Annotated in this window: 11 protein-coding genes; 6 read left to right on the plus strand and 5 right to left on the minus strand. The window is 56.7% G+C overall.

The annotated features are described in order from the left end of the window. Positions 1–56 precede the first annotated feature (56 nt). From dnaE to bioD, 5 genes are read left to right on the plus strand one after another with little or no spacing between them, the layout of a single operon-like run. On the plus strand, positions 57–3611 hold the full coding sequence (gene dnaE / locus BR04_RS12145) for a DNA polymerase III subunit alpha (RefSeq protein ID WP_496356283.1): 3555 nt from the start codon (positions 57–59) through the stop codon (positions 3609–3611). Then, positions 3604–4749 (plus strand): aminotransferase class I/II-fold pyridoxal phosphate-dependent enzyme, encoded by a 1146-nt coding sequence (locus BR04_RS12150; RefSeq protein ID WP_496356284.1) that lies wholly within the window; start codon positions 3604–3606, stop codon positions 4747–4749. The genes dnaE and BR04_RS12150 overlap by 8 nt, the downstream gene beginning before the upstream one ends. Further along, the gene (locus BR04_RS12155; protein ID WP_496356285.1) at positions 4730–5413 is read left to right on the plus strand and encodes an alpha/beta fold hydrolase; all 684 of its coding nucleotides are present in this window, start codon (positions 4730–4732) and stop codon (positions 5411–5413) included. The genes BR04_RS12150 and BR04_RS12155 overlap by 20 nt, the downstream gene beginning before the upstream one ends. Continuing rightward, entirely contained in the window at positions 5410–6246 is an 837-nt protein-coding gene (locus BR04_RS12160) for a methyltransferase domain-containing protein (protein WP_496356286.1), read from the plus strand. The genes BR04_RS12155 and BR04_RS12160 overlap by 4 nt, the downstream gene beginning before the upstream one ends. Continuing rightward, a complete protein-coding gene (gene bioD, locus BR04_RS12165; RefSeq protein ID WP_496356287.1) occupies positions 6216–6863 on the plus strand; it encodes a dethiobiotin synthase in 648 nt (215 codons plus the stop codon). Before BR04_RS12160 ends, bioD begins: the two co-directional genes overlap by 31 nt. Before the next feature lie 64 nt (positions 6864–6927). Here the strand turns inward: bioD and BR04_RS12170 are convergent, their stop codons facing one another. From BR04_RS12170 to BR04_RS12190, 5 genes are all read right to left on the minus strand, one after another. Continuing rightward, positions 6928–11328, minus strand: a complete 4401-nt coding sequence (locus BR04_RS12170) for a coiled-coil domain-containing protein (protein ID WP_496356288.1) — start codon at positions 11326–11328, stop codon at positions 6928–6930. Beyond that, positions 11321–12115, minus strand: coding sequence for a hypothetical protein (locus tag BR04_RS12175; RefSeq protein WP_496356289.1), 795 nt, complete (start codon positions 12113–12115; stop codon positions 11321–11323). The genes BR04_RS12170 and BR04_RS12175 overlap by 8 nt, the downstream gene beginning before the upstream one ends. A gap of 28 nt (positions 12116–12143) precedes the next feature. Then, the gene (locus BR04_RS12180; protein WP_496356290.1) at positions 12144–13721 is read right to left on the minus strand and encodes a hypothetical protein; all 1578 of its coding nucleotides are present in this window, start codon (positions 13719–13721) and stop codon (positions 12144–12146) included. A gap of 256 nt (positions 13722–13977) precedes the next feature. Next, positions 13978–15285: an aminotransferase class I/II-fold pyridoxal phosphate-dependent enzyme gene (locus tag BR04_RS12185; RefSeq protein WP_496356291.1), complete on the minus strand. Its 1308-nt coding sequence runs from the start codon at positions 15283–15285 to the stop codon at positions 13978–13980. Between the two features lie 224 nt (positions 15286–15509). Beyond that, complete coding sequence (locus tag BR04_RS12190) at positions 15510–15782, minus strand: PxxKW family cysteine-rich protein (RefSeq protein ID WP_496356292.1); 273 nt, start codon at positions 15780–15782, stop codon at positions 15510–15512. Positions 15783–16087: 305 nt separating this feature from the next. Between BR04_RS12190 and BR04_RS12195 the strand changes: the two genes are divergently transcribed. Beyond that, positions 16088–17056, plus strand: a complete 969-nt coding sequence (locus BR04_RS12195; protein ID WP_496356293.1) for a KpsF/GutQ family sugar-phosphate isomerase — start codon at positions 16088–16090, stop codon at positions 17054–17056. The last annotated feature ends 50 nt before the right edge of the window (positions 17057–17106 follow it).

The following is a 17106-nucleotide window of genomic DNA, read 5'->3' on the forward strand; positions in this document are numbered from 1 at the left end:
AGGCTTTGTACGCCGTATCCTGTCTGATGGATGGGTTTTAAAAAGGAAGGGTTACCATGGAAACACCGGTTCCGGATTTTGTGCATCTGCATCTTCATACCCAGTACAGCCTTCTGGATGGTGCCATCCGGCTGGAGCCCCTTTTTACCAGGGCCAAAGAGTATGGCATGCATTCGGTGGCTATCACGGATCACGGCACCATGTTCGGCGTGCTGGAGTTTTTTGACAAGGCGAACAAGGCGGGCATCAAGCCCATCATCGGATGTGAGTGCTATGTGGCCCCCCGCAGCCTTACCGACAAAACCGCAGAAGATGCCAAGGGCCTCTCTCATCTGGTACTGCTGGCCCGTAACAACGCGGGCTACCGCAACCTCTGCAAGCTCGCCACCATCGCCCAGATGAAGGGTTTTTACTACAAGCCCAGGGTGGATGATGCTGTTCTGGCGGAACACAGTGAGGGACTCATTGCCCTTTCCGCCTGCCTTCAGGGGGAAATTCCCAAGCTTCTTTTAAAAGGGCAGATGGGCGCCGCAGAGGAAAAGGCCAGATATTACGAGAAAATTTTCGGGGAAGGGAATTTTTTCCTGGAAATTCAGGAAAACGGGCTTATGCCCCAGCGGGAGGCCAACGCCCTCCTTGTCGATATGGCAAAACGCCTTTCCCTGCCCCTTGTGGCTACCAATGACTGCCATTATCTCGATGCCGAAGACACCCGCGCCCATGAGCTCCTGCTCTGCATCCAGACGGGAAAGACCATCCACGATCCCAACCGCTTCCGCTTCGGCACCGACGCCCTGTACTTTAAAAGCCGGGAGACCATGGCAAAAGAGCTGGGGCACTATCCCGAAGCCCTGGCCAATACGGTGGAGATTGCCCGGCGCTGTGACGTAAGCTTTGATTTCAAGACCTACCATTTTCCCCGGTTTCCAACGGAAGAGACGGGGACTGCGGAAGAGCTTTTTGACCAGACGGCCCGCAGGGGCTTTGCAAAACGCATGGAACTCATCCGTAAACGCAGTCCCGATGTGGATGAGAAGGCCTATCTGGAGCGTCTCAATTACGAGATCGAGACCATCAACACCATGGGTTTTCCCGGCTATTTTCTCATTGTGGCGGACTTCATCCGTTACTCCAAGGAAAACGGCATTCCCGTAGGCCCGGGCAGGGGATCGGCCGCAGGTTCCATGGTGGCCTATGCCATGGGCATCACGGATCTCGATCCCATCGAGCACGGTCTCATCTTCGAGCGTTTCCTCAACCCCAGCCGTATTTCCATGCCGGATATTGACGTGGACTTCTGCATCAACGGCAGGGAAAAGGTCTATGACTATGTGGTGAAAAAGTACGGGGGGGGCGACTATGTGGCCCAGATCATTACCTACGGAAAGATGAAGACCCGGGCCGTGATCCGGGACGTGGGCCGGGCATTGGGCATTCCCCTGAAGGATGTGGATGAGATCGCAAAGCTTGTGCCTGAGGTACTGAACATCAGCCTTGCCAAGGCCCTGGAGCAGGAGCCGGAGATTCTGAAGCGGGCGGAGGAGCGCTCCGACATTGCAGAACTTCTGGAGGTCGCCAAGAAGCTGGAGGGGCTTCCCCGCCACGCCTCCACCCATGCGGCGGGGGTGGTCATCGGGGATCGCAGACTGGATGATTATCTTCCCCTTTATGCCGGTAAAAAGGGCGAAGTGGTGACCCAGTTCGACATGCAGTATGTGGAGAAAATCGGGCTTGTAAAGTTTGATTTTCTGGGGCTGCGCAACCTCACGGTGATTCAGGAGGCCCTGAACCTCATCCGGCGTCAGGGACTTCCCGTTCCCGATCTCGACGCCATCAGTCTGGAGGACAGGCCCACCTACGAGCTTCTGTCCAGGGGGGATACCACGGGGGTTTTCCAGCTGGAAAGCTCGGGCATGAAGGATCTTCTGGTGCGGCTCCAGCCCTCCACCTTTGGTGACATCACGGCCCTTGTGGCCCTCTACCGTCCCGGTCCCCTGGAAAGCGGCATGGTGGATGATTTTGTGGAGCGCAAGCATGGCCGATCCGAGGTTTCCTACCCCTTGGCCCAGCTGGAACCCATCCTGAAGGACACCTACGGCGTCATTCTCTATCAGGAACAGGTCATGAAGATCGCAGGCGTGCTTGCGAACTATTCCATGGCCGAGGCCGACGGCCTGCGCAAGGCCATGGGGAAAAAGATCGCCGAGATGATGGTGGCCCAGCGGGAGCGCTTCATGCAGGGGGCTGCGGAAAGTCAGGTGGATCTGGAAAAGGCGGGGTTCATCTTTGACCTCATGGAAAAGTTTGGCGGCTATGGCTTCAACAAGTCCCATTCCGCCGCCTATGCCCTCATCGCCTACCAGACCGCCTACCTGAAAACCCACTATCCCCTGGCTTTCATGGCGGCCCTGCTTACCTCGGAAATGCATTCCCTGGACGGGGTGGTGAAGTTCATGGGGGAGTGCCGCAGCCACAACATCGCCGTGCTGCCGCCGGACATCAATGCGTCGGGGCTGGCCTTCACCGTGGTGGAGGGGGCCATCCGTTTTGGTCTTGTGGCCGTGAAAACCGTGGGAGAAGGCCCGGTGGAGGCCATTCTTGCGGAGCGGGAGGCGGGGGGGCCTTATGAGAATCTCTTTGATTTCTGTGAGCGCATTGATCTCCGGAAGGTGAACAAGCGGGTGCTGGAAGCCCTGATCAAGTGCGGGGCCTTTGACAGCACAGGCCTTGAACGCAGCCGCATGATGGCGGTTCTGGACGAGGCCGTGGAGCATGGGGCACGGGTGCAGCGGGACAAAAAGGATCCCCAGATGGGGCTTTTTGACATGGTGGACGATGTCGCAGCCCAGATCACCCGGCCCTCCTTTCCCGATATTCCCGAATGGGAGGAGCGGGATCTTCTGCTCCTTGAAAAGGAATACCTGGGGCTTTACCTTTCCGGTCATCCCCTGAAAAACTACGAGGCGGCCATTGTCCGTTACGGTACTGTGGATGCCGTGGGGCTTAAGGAACAGAACAACGGAGCTGCCGTGCGCCTGGGGGGCAGTGTCCATGACGTGAAGGTCATCACCACCAAAAAGGGGGACAAGATGGCCTTCATCACTCTGGAAGACATGGCGGGAAGCCTTGTGGAGGTGGTGATCTTTCCCTCCCTCTACCCCCTGGTGACGGATCTCCTTGAGACGGACATGCCGGTTATTGTGGAGGGGGAAGCCCAGGTGGAGGAGTCGGGCGCCAAAATCAAGGCGGAAAAGCTGGTGCACCTCGACCGGGCAGGCGAGGTCTGGACGGAAAAACTGCATCTTAAGGTTCGGACGGACACCCACAGGCGTGAGGATCTCCTGAAGCTTCAGGAGGTACTGCGCCGTCATCCCGGCCCCTGTCCCGTGCTTCTTCATGTGCGGATTCCGGAGAAAACCGAGACCCATATCGTATTGCCGGATCTTCTCAAGGTGAACCCGGAAGCCGCGCTCATGACCGAGCTTTGCGAGATTCTGGGGCCGGAAGGCGTGCAGACCGCCTGTGCCTCGGCCCGTCTGGAAGACAAGGGCAGAAACGGGAAGAACGGATACCGGAAAAGGGAAGGCAACGGGAGCTTCGCCCATGCCTGAGCGGCTGGCTTTCATGGAAAAGGCCTTGTCCCGGCGGGAGGAAGCGGGAACCCGCCGTCATCTCCGGCCCATGACCCTTCTGGACGGGGGCCGGGTGGCGGTGGAGGGAAGGGTGCTGGTCAACCTTTCCGGCAACGATTACCTGGGGCTTTCCAGAGATCCCCTCCTGGTGGAGCGGGGTCTTGACTTTGCCCGCCGTTTCGGAGCGGGGGCCACGGCCTCCCGCCTTGTCTGCGGCAACCTTGCCTGCATGGAGGCGGTGGAGGAAAAGATTGCCCGGATGAAGGGCTTTGAAGCGGTCCTGATTCTCTCTTCCGGGTATCAGGCGAACCTTGGCCTGATACCCGCCCTCTGTGACCGCCATACCCTGATTTTTGCCGACCGGCTCAACCACAACAGCCTTGTGCAGGGAGCGAAGCTTTCCGGTGCAAAGGTGCTGCGTTTCCGCCACAACGATCTTTCCCATCTGGAAAGACTTTTGAGGGAAGCGCCGCTGGAGGGGAGAAGGTGCATTCTCACGGAATCCGTTTTTTCCATGGACGGGGACATTCCGGATCTTGAAGCCTTAAGCCGCCTTGCCGAAGAGTATGGTGCTCTTCTTGTGGTGGACGAGGCCCATGCCACGGGCGTTTTCGGAGAAAAGGGTATGGGACTTGTGAAGAAGGGCATGGCCCACGCCGTTGTGGGCACCTTTGGCAAGGGGGGAGGGGCCTTCGGTGCCTATGTGGCGGGCTCGGATCTTCTGAAAAACTATCTTCTGAACCACATGGGCGGTTTTGTCTTTTCAACGGCCCTGCCTCCCTTTCTTCTGGGCATGATGGATGCAAGTCTTGACCGCATGGCGGAGATGGACACGGAAAGGGCCCACCTTCAGGCCCTTGGTCATCAGCTCCGTCAGGGAGTGCGGGCTTTGGGTTTTGACACCGGAGCTTCCTGCACCCAGATTGTGCCGGTGCTGGTGGGGGATGCCAAAAAAGCCCTGGCCCTTTCCAGATATCTTGAAGAGGAGGGCTTTCTCGGTGTGGCCATCCGTCCACCCACGGTGCCGGAAGGGGAAAGCCGCATTCGTTTATCCCTTTCTTCCCTGCATACAGAAGAAGATGTGGAGGGGCTGCTCCATGCCTTTGCATCCTTCTGAATCCTCCCTTCTTATGATCCACGGCTGGGCCCAGAGTCCGGCTTTCTGGAGTCCTCTTTTTCATCTCCTGGCCCCAGCCGCAAATCTGCTGTACCTCGACCGGGGGTATTTCGGATCTCCCGCAACGCCCCCCTTTCCCTGTAAAAAAAAAGGCAGGGTGGGAATTGTCACCCACTCTTTTGGCCTGCATCTGGTTCCGGAGGTCTGGCTGGAAAGGGCGGATTTTGCTGTTTTTGTTTCGGGTTTTGATACGTTTTTGCCTGAGGATGCGAAAAAAAGGCGGCGTTCGGAACGTATCCTCCATCTGATGGACAAGAAACTGCGGGAGAGCCCGCAGGAACTGGTGGCCCTTTTCCGGAGCCTCTGCGGTCAGGAAGAGCCCTGGTCGGCTCCGGTGTGCCAGGCGGAGCTGCTGCGACGGGATCTTGCAAGGCTTGCTGCTGAAGCGCTTTTCCTGGAAAGGGTGGGGAGGATTCCTGAGATTCATCTGGTGCATGGGGCCCTGGATCGGGTGGTGGATCTCAGCCGGGCGGAAGATCTGAAAGAAAAACTTCCCCATGCCCGTCTCCATTTGCTGGCGGATGCGGATCATGGTCTGCCCCTCACCCATGGCCAGGAACTGGCAAGGCTTGTGCGGGGGATACTGGAAGGGAGAGTACGGTGAAAGAGCGGGTGGCAGCGTCCTTTTCCGCAAAGGCTGAGAGCTACGAGGCCCATGCCCGGGTGCAGCGGCGGGCGGCGGAGACTCTGCTGGAGCATCTTGACGTTGAAGTCCGGAGCCTTCCCGAAGGCCCTGTTCTGGAAATCGGCTGTGGTACGGGGTTTGTCAGCCGGGGCCTTGCGGGATTTTCAGGGGGGCGGAAGCTTTTTTTCACCGACCTTGCCCCTGCCATGGTGGCGGCCTGTGAGGCCAGCCTGAGCCCCCTTTTTCCGGAAGCGTCCATGGATTTTTCGGTGATGGACGGAGAAGCCCTGGATGAAGAAGACCGTTTTGCCCTGCTGGTTTCCGCCTTTACCCTGCAATGGTTTTCAGGGCTTGGGGAGACCCTCGGGCGTTTTGTGAAGGCCCTGCTTCCCGGTGGGCTTCTGGCCCTTTCCTTTCAGGGGGAAGGCTCTTTTGCCGAGTGGAAGGCCCTGTGTGAAGAGGAACATCTGCCCTTTTCCGCCAACCCTCTGCCCAAAGGGATTTTTGTGGCCGAAACCCTGAAAAAGCTCGGATGCCGGGTGCAGCTTTACAGCGGGCTTATGGTAGAGTCCTATCCGGAACCGAAATATTTTTTCAGGGCTTTGGCGGGCATTGGCGCAGGAACATCCTTTTCCGAAGAAAAAAGGGATCCCCGGCTTCTTTCCCGGCTCATGGCCGCATGGAAAAAAAAGGCGGCGGGTGGATCCGTTTCCGTGACCTATCACACCCATTTCATTCTTGCCTTCAGACCTGAAACCCCAAAGGAGAAAGGATATCTGACATGCCGGACTTTCCCCGACGTTTTTTTGTGAGCGGCACGGATACGGACGTGGGAAAAACCTTCGTTTCCGCCCTCTGCGTGGCGGGGCTTTCGGCCCTGTACTGGAAGCCCGTGCAGACGGGTTTTCCGCCGGATCGGGATCAGGATACGGTGCGCCGGCTCACGGGCTTTGGCGGAGAACATTTTTTTCCGGAAACCTTCTGCTTCAAAGCCCCCCTTTCTCCCCACAGAGCGGCGGAAAAGGAAGGGCGCATTCTCCGGCTTGAGGAGTTTGTGCTGCCGGATACGGGCGGACGCTTCCTGGTGGTGGAGGGGGCAGGCGGGGTTCTGGTGCCCCTGGCTCCGGGTCTTGATATGCGGGATCTCATTCAGCACCTGAATCTTCCCGTGCTGCTGGTCTGCCGCACGGGGCTGGGTACCCTGAACCATACCGGCCTCAGCGTGGAAGCCCTGAAAAGCCGGGGGATTTCCGTTTTCGGTCTCGTGGCCGTTGGGCCTTCCCATCCGGAGAACCTTGAGGATCTGCCCCGTTTCACAGGGATCCCCCTCTTAGCCCATGTGCCTTTTGCAGACAGCGTTGAAAATATGAATATGCGGGATTTCTTCAGGGCCTGTTTTACCGGATGGCATGGGAAAACGGGCATTTGAAGAAAGACATGGGGAGGCCTTTTTTTCTGTCCTCTGACAGGGGTGAGGTTTTTCTTCAGCCCTGTCATGGGGAAGACTGTCTGCCCGTTTTTTCCACATTCAGCTCCGTGATTTCAAGGCAGTTGTAAGAAATGCCGTCAATCTCAAGTTTTTTATCGCCCTTGCGGATGGCTGTGCGCAGTTCAAAAAGCTCTAAGGATTCCCGGTCATGGATGCCGGTGAAGTAGACGCACTGAAGGCCCATGTTGCCTGCCACCTTGAGCTGGGCATCCACAAAGTCCGAGCGGTTGCAGACGCCAAGGGGATTGTCCAGAACAAGAAATGCGGGAATCCTGCCATCGGAAGCACGGCTGCGTTTTTTTCGCATGGAAATCAGCAGGGTGTAGAGCATGACAGCGATGGTGAGGGCCTCGCCGCCGGAACCGAGATCCTTGCCAACGGGCTCGTAGGTGGTACCGGAATCGTCGCACTTGAGCAGACGGATGCCGAAGTTTTCACGGCCGGATGCGGTTCCCAGAAGCTGATAGAGCAGCTCAGCCCCAAGGCAGTTGCCTGCTTTTGCATTGACTTCCGGCAGGCGGTTCTGCTGCATGAGCTGATAGAGCCAGTTTTCCACAGACTGGCGGAAGGCGTCCTGATACCGTGTAAAATCCAGACGGATCCCCGTACGCAGAATGGGTTTTCCTCCAAAAATAAACACATCCTCCGGCAGCCTGATGCTGGCGGCAGACTGAAGTTTCTGGTGATATTCCCGGCTGTGCTGAAGCAGCATATCCACAAGGCTGTCCATGAAACGGCGGGTGATCTCCAGATCCGTTTCAATATTGAGGGCGATGTCCTCACAGTGCCGGATCAGATCCCCGGCCTGATGGCCCAAGGATTCGGCATCGTGGCGCCTCAGCGCATCCACGACAGCGGGCAGGGTCTGGCGGCAGGTTTCCTCCTGAAGGTGGGTCTGCAGGCGGTCAAAGGCACCTCGCATCCGCCTGCGGGCATTGTCTTCGGCCTGCCTGTCCTTCTTTTCCGCGGCGGCCATCTGTCTTACCTCTTCAAGAAAATTCCGGAGGGCGGTCATTCTGTCCTGATCGCTGCCGGATTCCGGCAGTTCCGGCCAGGTATGGCGGGGAGAGGCCTGGTCCCAGAGCGGCTCGAAGGCCTGGTTTTCCGCCATGACAATGCGGATTTCATGGTGCCACTTTTCCAGGAAACGGAGTTTTTTCCTGAGGTGACCGCAGTGGGAAAACAGCATGTCACAGTCGGCCTGATGCTTTCTTTTGGAGCTCTCCAGCCGGTGCAGCAGGGCATCCGTGTCCTGATCCTTCAGATCGTCCTCCCCCAGGCTCGGCACCAGACCTCTGGCGCTCCGCTCCGAAAGGAGGGCCTCACTTTTTCTTTCTTCCTTTTTTCTGTGCTCAAGATCCGTTTCCAGCCGGATGCGATTTTCCTTCAGTTTTTCCAGCGTGTCGGAAAGAACCCCGAGATGCTCCCTTCGTTCCGTGACGCTGCGGGTGGCCCAGTCTTCAGCGGTTCTGGCATCAAAGCTGTTGTCCCGCTGAAAGCCTTCAAATTCGGATTTTCGTCTGCTGATGCGTGTCTGAAGGTCTTCCAGCTCCCTGCGGAGAAGGTCGATGCCCAGTTTATGGCTGATCTGCCGGAGGGTTTCCTTTGCAGCCTCATAAAGATGCTTTACGGTTTCAGGATCCATGGTGAGGGCTGCCTTAGCGGCCTCTTCCGTCAGTGTTGTCTCCGGAGGCCGCATCACCTCCCCGGCTTTTTCGTCCAGCCGCCTGAGACCGGATTCCTGCCTGTGGATATCCATGGAAATGCGGAAGGCCTTTTCTTTCAGTGCGGCAAGGGCGGCCGTATCCGTCCTGCGGATCTGATGCAGCGCGAGGTTTTCCAGATCTTTTTTTTCCTTTTCCGCGCGCCAGGTGCCGAGATCCGCGAAGGACCGGATCCAGGTCTGCACCTGGCTGTGTTTCTGGGAAAGGTCGGCCAGCCTGTTTCCCAGAAGGCGGTATCGGGATTCCAGATCTGTTCTGGAGTGGCGAAGCGCTTCCATACCTGCTTCCGTTTCAGCGATGGCCTTCTGGGTTGCAGAAAGCCTGTTTTCCAGAAGCCTCACCCTTTCCTCCAGCCCCGCTATGGCCGCAGTATCGGGAAACCGTTCCTGATAGGCGTGCAGGATCCGGCTGGATTTTTCCATTTCCTTCAGGGCATTCCGGGCTTTTTCCATTTCCTGCGCCGTATCTGCCAGTTCGGTGCGGTAGCGGTTTTTTTCCTTTTCCAGATGTTGCCTGGAATAGACCTCGGGCGTCAGAGGACGGATCAGGGTCTGTTCCACAGGGGGGAGGGCCTCCGGGGCACAGGGGGGAGAAATCACCACAGGCCGGTACAGCCAGGCCGGTACGGGCATGGCAAGGATTTTTTCAATGAGTTCCTCGCTGGCCGCCATGATGCCCGTGAACCGTGCGGGATCGCTCTCGATGAATCTCGCCATGGTTTCGGCCGAAGGGTAGAGATCCGCAAGGTATTCGGGGTAGGCCCTGAGTTCTCCGGGGGCAATGCCCTTTTCATGGTAATGGGCAATGAGGCGACGGGTCAGTTCGTCTGCGGCAAGGGTATCGCTCTGCTCCAGGGCTTCGAGTTTCTGTTCCAGGATAAGGGCTGCCTTCTCCCTTTCCCTGAGACCTTCTCTGCTGCGTGCCAGAGCGTCATCCAGCCGGGAGAGAAGTGCTGCCGAGCTGACTTCCGGCTCACGGGTTCCGGCAATGCGTACCAGTATGGGATCGGCCAGGAGGCACTGACGCAGGTTGGCCTCCTCTGTGACGGCTTTTTCGGCCTCCGCCCGCTCTCCTCCGGTTTCCGTACGCTTTTCCAGCAGCCGACGCCAGTTGCTGTTCCGGGTTTCCAGGGCCTCGTCCGAGACCGTCATATCGTTTTCAACCATGGTGATACGGTCTTCCAGCCCGGCTTTTTCCCCAAGAAGCCGATCCAGAGCGGCAGGAGGGTCTTCTCCGGGCTGGAGGGGCAGCAGGGCCAGGGCGGCTTCGGCTCCATGAATGCGATTTTTCAGGATATCCCGTTCCTGCTCCAGAGTCTCCCGGCGGATCTCCGTCGCTTCCATGGTTTTTTCCATCGCCTGCTGCTGGTGGTTTCTTTCCGCCTCTTCCCTGCGAAGCGCTTCAAGGGCGGCCTCCAGATGACGGCGGTCTGCATTCAGGCGCAGGTGGTACTGGGTCGCAAGTCCGTCTATTTTTTCCTTGATGGGGAGGAGTTCCCTGCCGGCCTGGACAAGGGCCTGATCCTTTGTGTCTGCCTCGGCCTGGGTTTTACGGATGTCCGCCATGAAATCTGCGGCACGCAGCGCCCTTTCTTCCGCTTTCAGGGTTTCGGTTTCCCTTCTGTTCTGCTGGAGATCCTGTTCCTTTTGTTTAATTTCAAAGGAGATTCTGGCGTGTTCCACATAGAAGAGGGTGCTCTGGAGGGTTTCAAGGTCTGACTGAAGGGCCTGAAGACGGCCTTCGGACTGACTGCGTTCTTCCTCCAGACCTTCCGCCTCTGCGCGGGCAGAAGCCTCCGCTTTATGGAGCAGGTGACTGGCTTCGCCAAGCCGGAGTCTCCAGCTTTCAATGGCGTTTTCTGCGCTGCGCCAGGTGGCGGCAATGGTGTCAAAATCTGCGATACGTTCCCTCAGACTGCGCACGCTATGGAGCTGCCCCAGTTTTCTTGGCCGGTCTTTCATCTTGGTGAGATCCTGATCCATGCGCTTGCGCAGGGTTTGCGCAGCATCCATATCCGTGACGCAGCCAAGAAAAAATCCCAGAAAATCCCCTTCGGATTTGAACCGGAAAGCATCTTTGATGCCCCCTTCCGTACGGGCAAAATCCACCTGCCGGTCAATCAGCCAGGGATCCAGGCCAAGCTGTTCCAGCGTTTCTTCCCACTCCTTCTGGCTTCGGGTCTGCTGAATGCCGGGCACCATGAAATCCTGAACCGCCCGATAGGGCTGTTCCCGGTCTAAAAGTCCGTCCCAGCTGCCCCGGAGGGTGTCAAAAAAATCAGCGGACTGGGCAAGAAAGTACTGACGGTCGATGGCCTGGGTGGTGGCGTGGCGATAGAAAAGCTGGCCCAGAACCAGATGATCCACGGGTTTGGCTTCAAAGAGGGTGGGGGGCAGTGTCATGGTCAGATCCAGCATCACAATGGCAGGGCGGCCGGGGATGAGGTACTGATCGAGACTTTTGTCTCCGCCCGATTGCAGGTACTGCACAAAACGCTGTTTTGCAGGGCTGAATACGCTCAGGATGAAGGAGAGCAGGGTGGTTTTGCAAGTGCCGTTGGCGGCAAAGAGCACACCGTGATCCGCATCCCCGCTTTCCCGAAACACGGGGACAAAGCATTTCCGCAGAATGTTATCGCCTGCTTTGATATCACTGACAAAAAATCTCCTGAGCTTAAACATCCTGCTCTCCTTCCCATGCGGTATTTCCAGATACGGCGTTTTCCTGAAGCGGGGCTTCCTTTACGATGTCCCGGAAGGCGTGGAAGGCGTACACAATGCCTTCCCGCAGGGCGGTCTGGTAGGCGGGGGTGGGTCTGTATTCCACTTCTCCCGGTGTCTCTTCAAAGACCAGCAGATAGCCCGTTTCCACCATGTGCTCCACCACGATGGTGATCAGCTCCACCCAGCTGTTGCCGCTGCCTGCCCGCTGCCGGTCGGGATTGTCTTCGGGCAGAAGACGAAGACGCTGGGCCATGGTTTTGACCTGAGGAAGCAGCTCCGTTTCCTCATCGGGCAGGGTGCCTTCTGCAAGGGCAAAACGCCTGAGGATATCCATAACGTCCATAATGACAATGGCACCGAGATCCTCCACCGGCGCATCCAGATCCGCTTCCGTGGGAAAAAAGGCCGTGGCAATGGCACAGTGAACGGGAAGAATTTCCGCGGCCTTGAGGTCGCTGCGGGCAAGGAGTTTCCCGTAATCCGTGAGGGTGGCCGCAAAAAAACTTTCCGAGCGTCGGGCGGAAAGGCGAAGCCCTTTGTCTTCCAGGGCCAGGAGCCTCAGTTCCATGGCCTTCAGCCCGGATTCCACCATCTGGCGGAAGCTCTCCTGGGATTGAAAACGCTGGATGAGTTCGGTCATTTCCGCAGCAAAGGGGGCCATGGCCCTGCGGCTGCCGCTGCTGTGGATGAGGCTTAAATAGATCAGGCGGCTGGCCGCATGAAAGGGATCTCTATGGTTTTCCATAAAAGAGGTACATCCTTTTGAGAGTTCTTTACCCGTTCGGGCTACCGGAAAGAGTCCGGTGCCTCAGTCGCAGTTCATGACCCCGGTAGCGTCTTCCGTTTCCGAGATCGAGGGTGATGCGGGCCTCGGGATCGGGCATGTCCACATGGATGCCGTACCTGTCCGCAATGCGTTTTTCCACAAGGCACTGAAAAACGGCCATGGCCGTTGCCACGGGAAAAAGTCCGTCTTCCGATTCCCTCACACTCTGTTCCAGAACCCGGCTCAGTTTCAGCTCTTTTTTACGGCGAAGCAGATCATGGATGAGATGAAAGGCCTCCAGCATCAGTTTTTCCTTCAGTTCCGGCTGAAAACGCAACAGGGGGGTGTCGTTCACCTCCAGGAGCACCTGGGGCTGATCGCCCGACGGGTTTTTTCGTTCCAGAGCGCGGTCGCAGGCCTCAATCACCGATGCGGGATCAAAAAGCGGCCTTCTTGCCGGAGGATCCATGCGGGCGATGAACTCCCTCCCCATGCGGGCGGCATTTTCCTCATCCAGAGAGAAAATCCTTTCCATGACTTCATCCATACCGGGAAATACGCCGCTGGCTTCTTTTCTGAAGAGCTTATGGCTGTGTTTCTGGTAGTCTTCGGGCAGCTCCTGGAGCTGGCCGGAAAGCTTCATCAGCTGGTGGTTGAGGGCTTCGAGCTTGTCGGCCAGTCTGTACAGCATGCTGCTGTGCCCCCTTTTTTCGGTACCATGCAGGTTTTCGATGACAAGATTGTGCAGCCGGTTTCCCTCTTCCTGAATCTCCATGACCTGGTTGACGCCCTCTTCCGCCAGAGCCTGGATCCGGTTAAACCCCACAGCCTTGATATTCCGGCTGATCTGGCGACGTACGGTTCTCACTTCCACGGCTTTTCTGGCGCACTGCTTCCGGTTGCTTTCGGCCACGGCAATGGCATCATCCAGATTGCCCCGGTCTATGAGCAGTTTGATCCGCAGGTTGCCGATGGCGGCGGCATCCAGGGCACTGGTTTCATGCAGGCCGAAATAGGCGGTGTAGCCTTCTTCCGTGAGGGTGAACAGGGCTTCCTTTCCCTCGCCGGTATAGATAGTTTTGATGAGCCAGAAACGGCGGGTCTGATAGCGTCCGGCCTCGGCGTCAAAAAAGGGACAGGAAAAGGGGAGGTAGCGGTTGCTGCGATTGGTCAGATGATCAAAAATTTTGCCCGTGACCTCTTCAAGGACGTCATCCGGAAAAGAGCTGCCTCCGGCGGCAACCTGCTGGCGGAGAAGGGGGAGGATTTTCTGTATCACCTCGCTGCGGGTGGTACCGGTCTGGTATTCGGTCAGCTCTGAGATGACATCCAGGATGCCGAATGCCGTCCACATCAGATCCACCCGTGTCCAGATTTCGCCACGGAGCTCTTCCCCCTGACCGAAACGCCGGGCTTCCAGCTCAAAGATGGGGCGCAGGATCAGGGACGAATGTACAGCCCGGCTGACATCCGACCCGAAACCCGAGGGCGAGGGAGGCTTTGAGGCCTCCAGGGTTTCCTGGGCATCGCTGTCATCCGGGAGGTTGTTTTTGACAAAGTCGATGAATTCGAGCTGGATGGGCATGGATGTCTCTTTGTTTTCAGGATGGAGATGGCAAGGGATTCCGGGAAGCCCGCAGGCATCATGCCCCTTTTTTTCGGGGGCAGGACGGTAGATGTCCGGGAAGGGCGCATGGTCATGCGTTGGATTCTATGAGGGCCTGGGTATCCCCCATAATGCAAGGCGTCAGGTACGCTTAAGATGAAAATCCCGGTATCTTCTGAGGATACCGGGATTTTCGACAGCAATGGAGCCGAAAAAATGGAGCCGAAAAAATGGTTCAGGGCGTAAGATCCTGAATCCCCTGAAGCAGAATGTCAAAGAGGGGGGCAACTTCCGTTTCCTCAATACAGCTGAAGGCCACGCGGATATCGTATTTGCCCAGGGCAATGAGACCCACCCCGTATTTTTCAAGAAGGTGCAGCCGCAGTTTTTCCGCCTCCACGTTTTTTAAACGCACGCACATGAAGTAGCCTGCATTGAAGGGGTAGGGGGTGAAGGCATCGGCATATTTTGGATCTTTCAGCACGTCCTTGACCCTGGCGGCCCGGGATTTCAAAATGGCGTATTTCTGGGCATGTTCTTCCGTGTTTCGAGGGTCTTGCATGGATTTGAGGACAATGCGCTGGCCGATGTGGGAGGCGTTGGAAATGGTACCCCGGATGCAGCCTGCGGTTTTTCTTTCGAGGGCCTCATAAAAGGGCGCAGGATCCCCCTGAACGCGGGTACTGTAGGTCATGAAGCCCACGCGCAGGCCCCAGACATAGTTTTCCTTGGTGGCCCCGTCCAGTTTGAGGGCCAGGATATTTTCGTGCAGATCTGCAAAATGGGCGAACAGGGATTCTTTCAGCGTGTCCTCTTCGTAAAAAAGTCCGAAGTAGGCGTCATCCATGACCACCAGTACCTTTTTACCGGTTTCGGCCACTTCCCGGATGACGGTCACAAGATCCGCAGCCTCTTTTTTGGAGATGGCGTAGCCTGTGGGATTCTGTGGGAAATTCAGGATCACAATGGCCTTTCCTGTTTTTTCCGCCTCTTCCCGGATCAGTGTCCCCAGGGCTTTTACATTGAAGCCGCCGGAAGCATCGAAGATGGGGTAGTGTTTGAGCTGTACGCCCAAACGCACATTCATGATGAGATTGTAATTGCCCCACATCATGTCCGGCAGGATAACCGTATCCCCGGCATTGCACCAGACTTCGGCAAACACGCTGATGGCGTGGGTGATACCGCAGGTGACTACGGGCAGGGAGAGGGCTTTTCCCCTGAGGGAAGGATTTTTTTCCATCAGGGAGGCCTGCCAGGCTTTCCGCAGTTCGGGAATGCCAAAGGAAGGGGCATAGGTTAGAGCCTCTTCGGGGCTGTATGCCAGACCCTCCATCACCGAGGGAAAGCACATGATGCCGCCTTCTTCCTTGGCGATGCCGATGGTGGCGTTGATTCTGTGGGCCTTTTCCCTGGCTTCGGCACTTTGGCTCAGGATGCCTTTGGGAAAGAAAAGGTGTTTTCCCACCCGGGACAGGAGATCCAGGGTGGCGGGGTTTCCATGGGCAAGGGCCGTGTTGAGCTGCTCAGCTAAGGGATTCATGTCTCTCCTTGGCGGAAATGCGTGTTCAGGAATTTCCTGGACGGAAGGCCTGGAAGCGGCCTTGGGCAGATCGGTAGGTGTCAAGATAGATTGCTTTTTAACCAGAAAAGCCCGCATCCTTAAATAGTTAAAGATGAAGGCAGGGCTTTTCCGGATACAGGAGCCAAAGACCTTCCCGAAAAGAAAGGGGCATGGTTGCAGGCCCATGCCTTGCCACAGGAAAGTTACTTGCGCTTGGAGGCTTTGAGGGGGTTGAGTTTCTTTTTGTTGTCAACGATTTCTGCTTTGATGTGGGTGGCCATGTTGCAGTTGCCCAGTTTCCACTTGACAGCGGGTTCGGGAAAGATGGAACAGTAGATGCCGCTTTCCTGTTCCGCAATACGGTTGCAACCCATGCAGGCTTCGATGGCAGCAAGGCAGGTTCCGCCAGCGTAGGAACATCCGCTGGCCTTCATGAAAACACAATCGTGGCCTTTACGTGTGGTGGTGCAGATCATATGATGAACTCCTAAGATTCCTGAAATAAATAAGGTCGGTAAAAAAATAAACCAGGGACGGGTGTCCCAATGGAAAAACCCTGCAACAATAAAAAAAGGAAGAGGGCTTGTCAATTTGAAAACGAAGGTGGTTTGTTTAAGCGGTTTTCAATGTCGGACTTTCGGATAAATTTCGGATAAAATTGATTCCCGTTTCACTTGGGTTTATAGTCCTTTTCCGGTATTTTTCGGGAAGGCGACGTACTGGAAATGTAATATTTTTAAAAAACAATAATTTTAAAACCGTTTATGGGAAAACATCCATTATGATTGAACAGATTAAAGAAGTCCTGGTCACCGAAGCCCAGGGTATCCTGGATTTTGCCGCAAGGGTGGATGCTTCCTTCGTGCAGATGGTGGAAACGGTCTTTGCCTGTAAGGGACGGCTTGTGATTGGGGGCATTGGAAAATCCGGCCTTGTGGGGCGTAAAATTGTGGCCACCCTGATTTCCACGGGAACCTGTGCGATATTTCTGCATCCTGTGGAAGCCATGCACGGAGACCTGGGGATTGTGGGAGGGGATGATGTGTTTCTGGCCCTTTCCAACTCCGGAGAAACCGAAGAACTTAATGTGCTGCTGCCCAGTATCCGGCGTATGGGATGTCCCATTGTGGCCATGACCGGCAATCCGAAATCCACCCTGGCCCGTGAGGCGGACATTGTGGTGAATCTGGGGATGGCGAAGGAGGCCTGTCCTCTGGGACTGGCACCGACCACCTCCACCACGGTGCTGCTGGCTGCCGGAGATGCCCTGGCTGTAGCCCTGATCCATAAGCGTCAGTTTAAACCTTCTGATTTTAAACGTTTTCATCCTGGTGGGGCCTTGGGTCAACGTCTCGCCAGCCGTGTGGCGGATCTTATGATGACTGAAGGGCTGCCCCGTGTGCAGGCAGGGACTTCCCTTTCCCATGTGCTGACCCTGATGGACAGGATTGCCCTGGGCGCCGTACTGGTCACCGACGGGGAGGGCTATCTGAAGGGGATTCTTACGGATGGGGATCTGCGCCATCTTGTGGCCACAGGAACTTTCCAGGACGGTCTGGTGGATGTCTTCATGACCCCGGCTCCCAGATCCGTAGGCCCGGAAGCACCGGTTTACGATGCCCTGAACCTCATGGAAGAATACCAGATTACAGTGCTGCCCGTGGTGGATGGGGGCGGTCTTCTGATGGGGATGCTGCATCTGCATGACATTCTGGGCAAGGGTGCCTTTAAATTTAAACCCCAGTCCTGAGGCTTCCCGCAGGGAAAGAGGGACTGGCGGGGCTTTTCGGGAAGGAAGGG

The organism is Desulfobotulus sapovorans DSM 2055, from assembly GCF_059569355.1.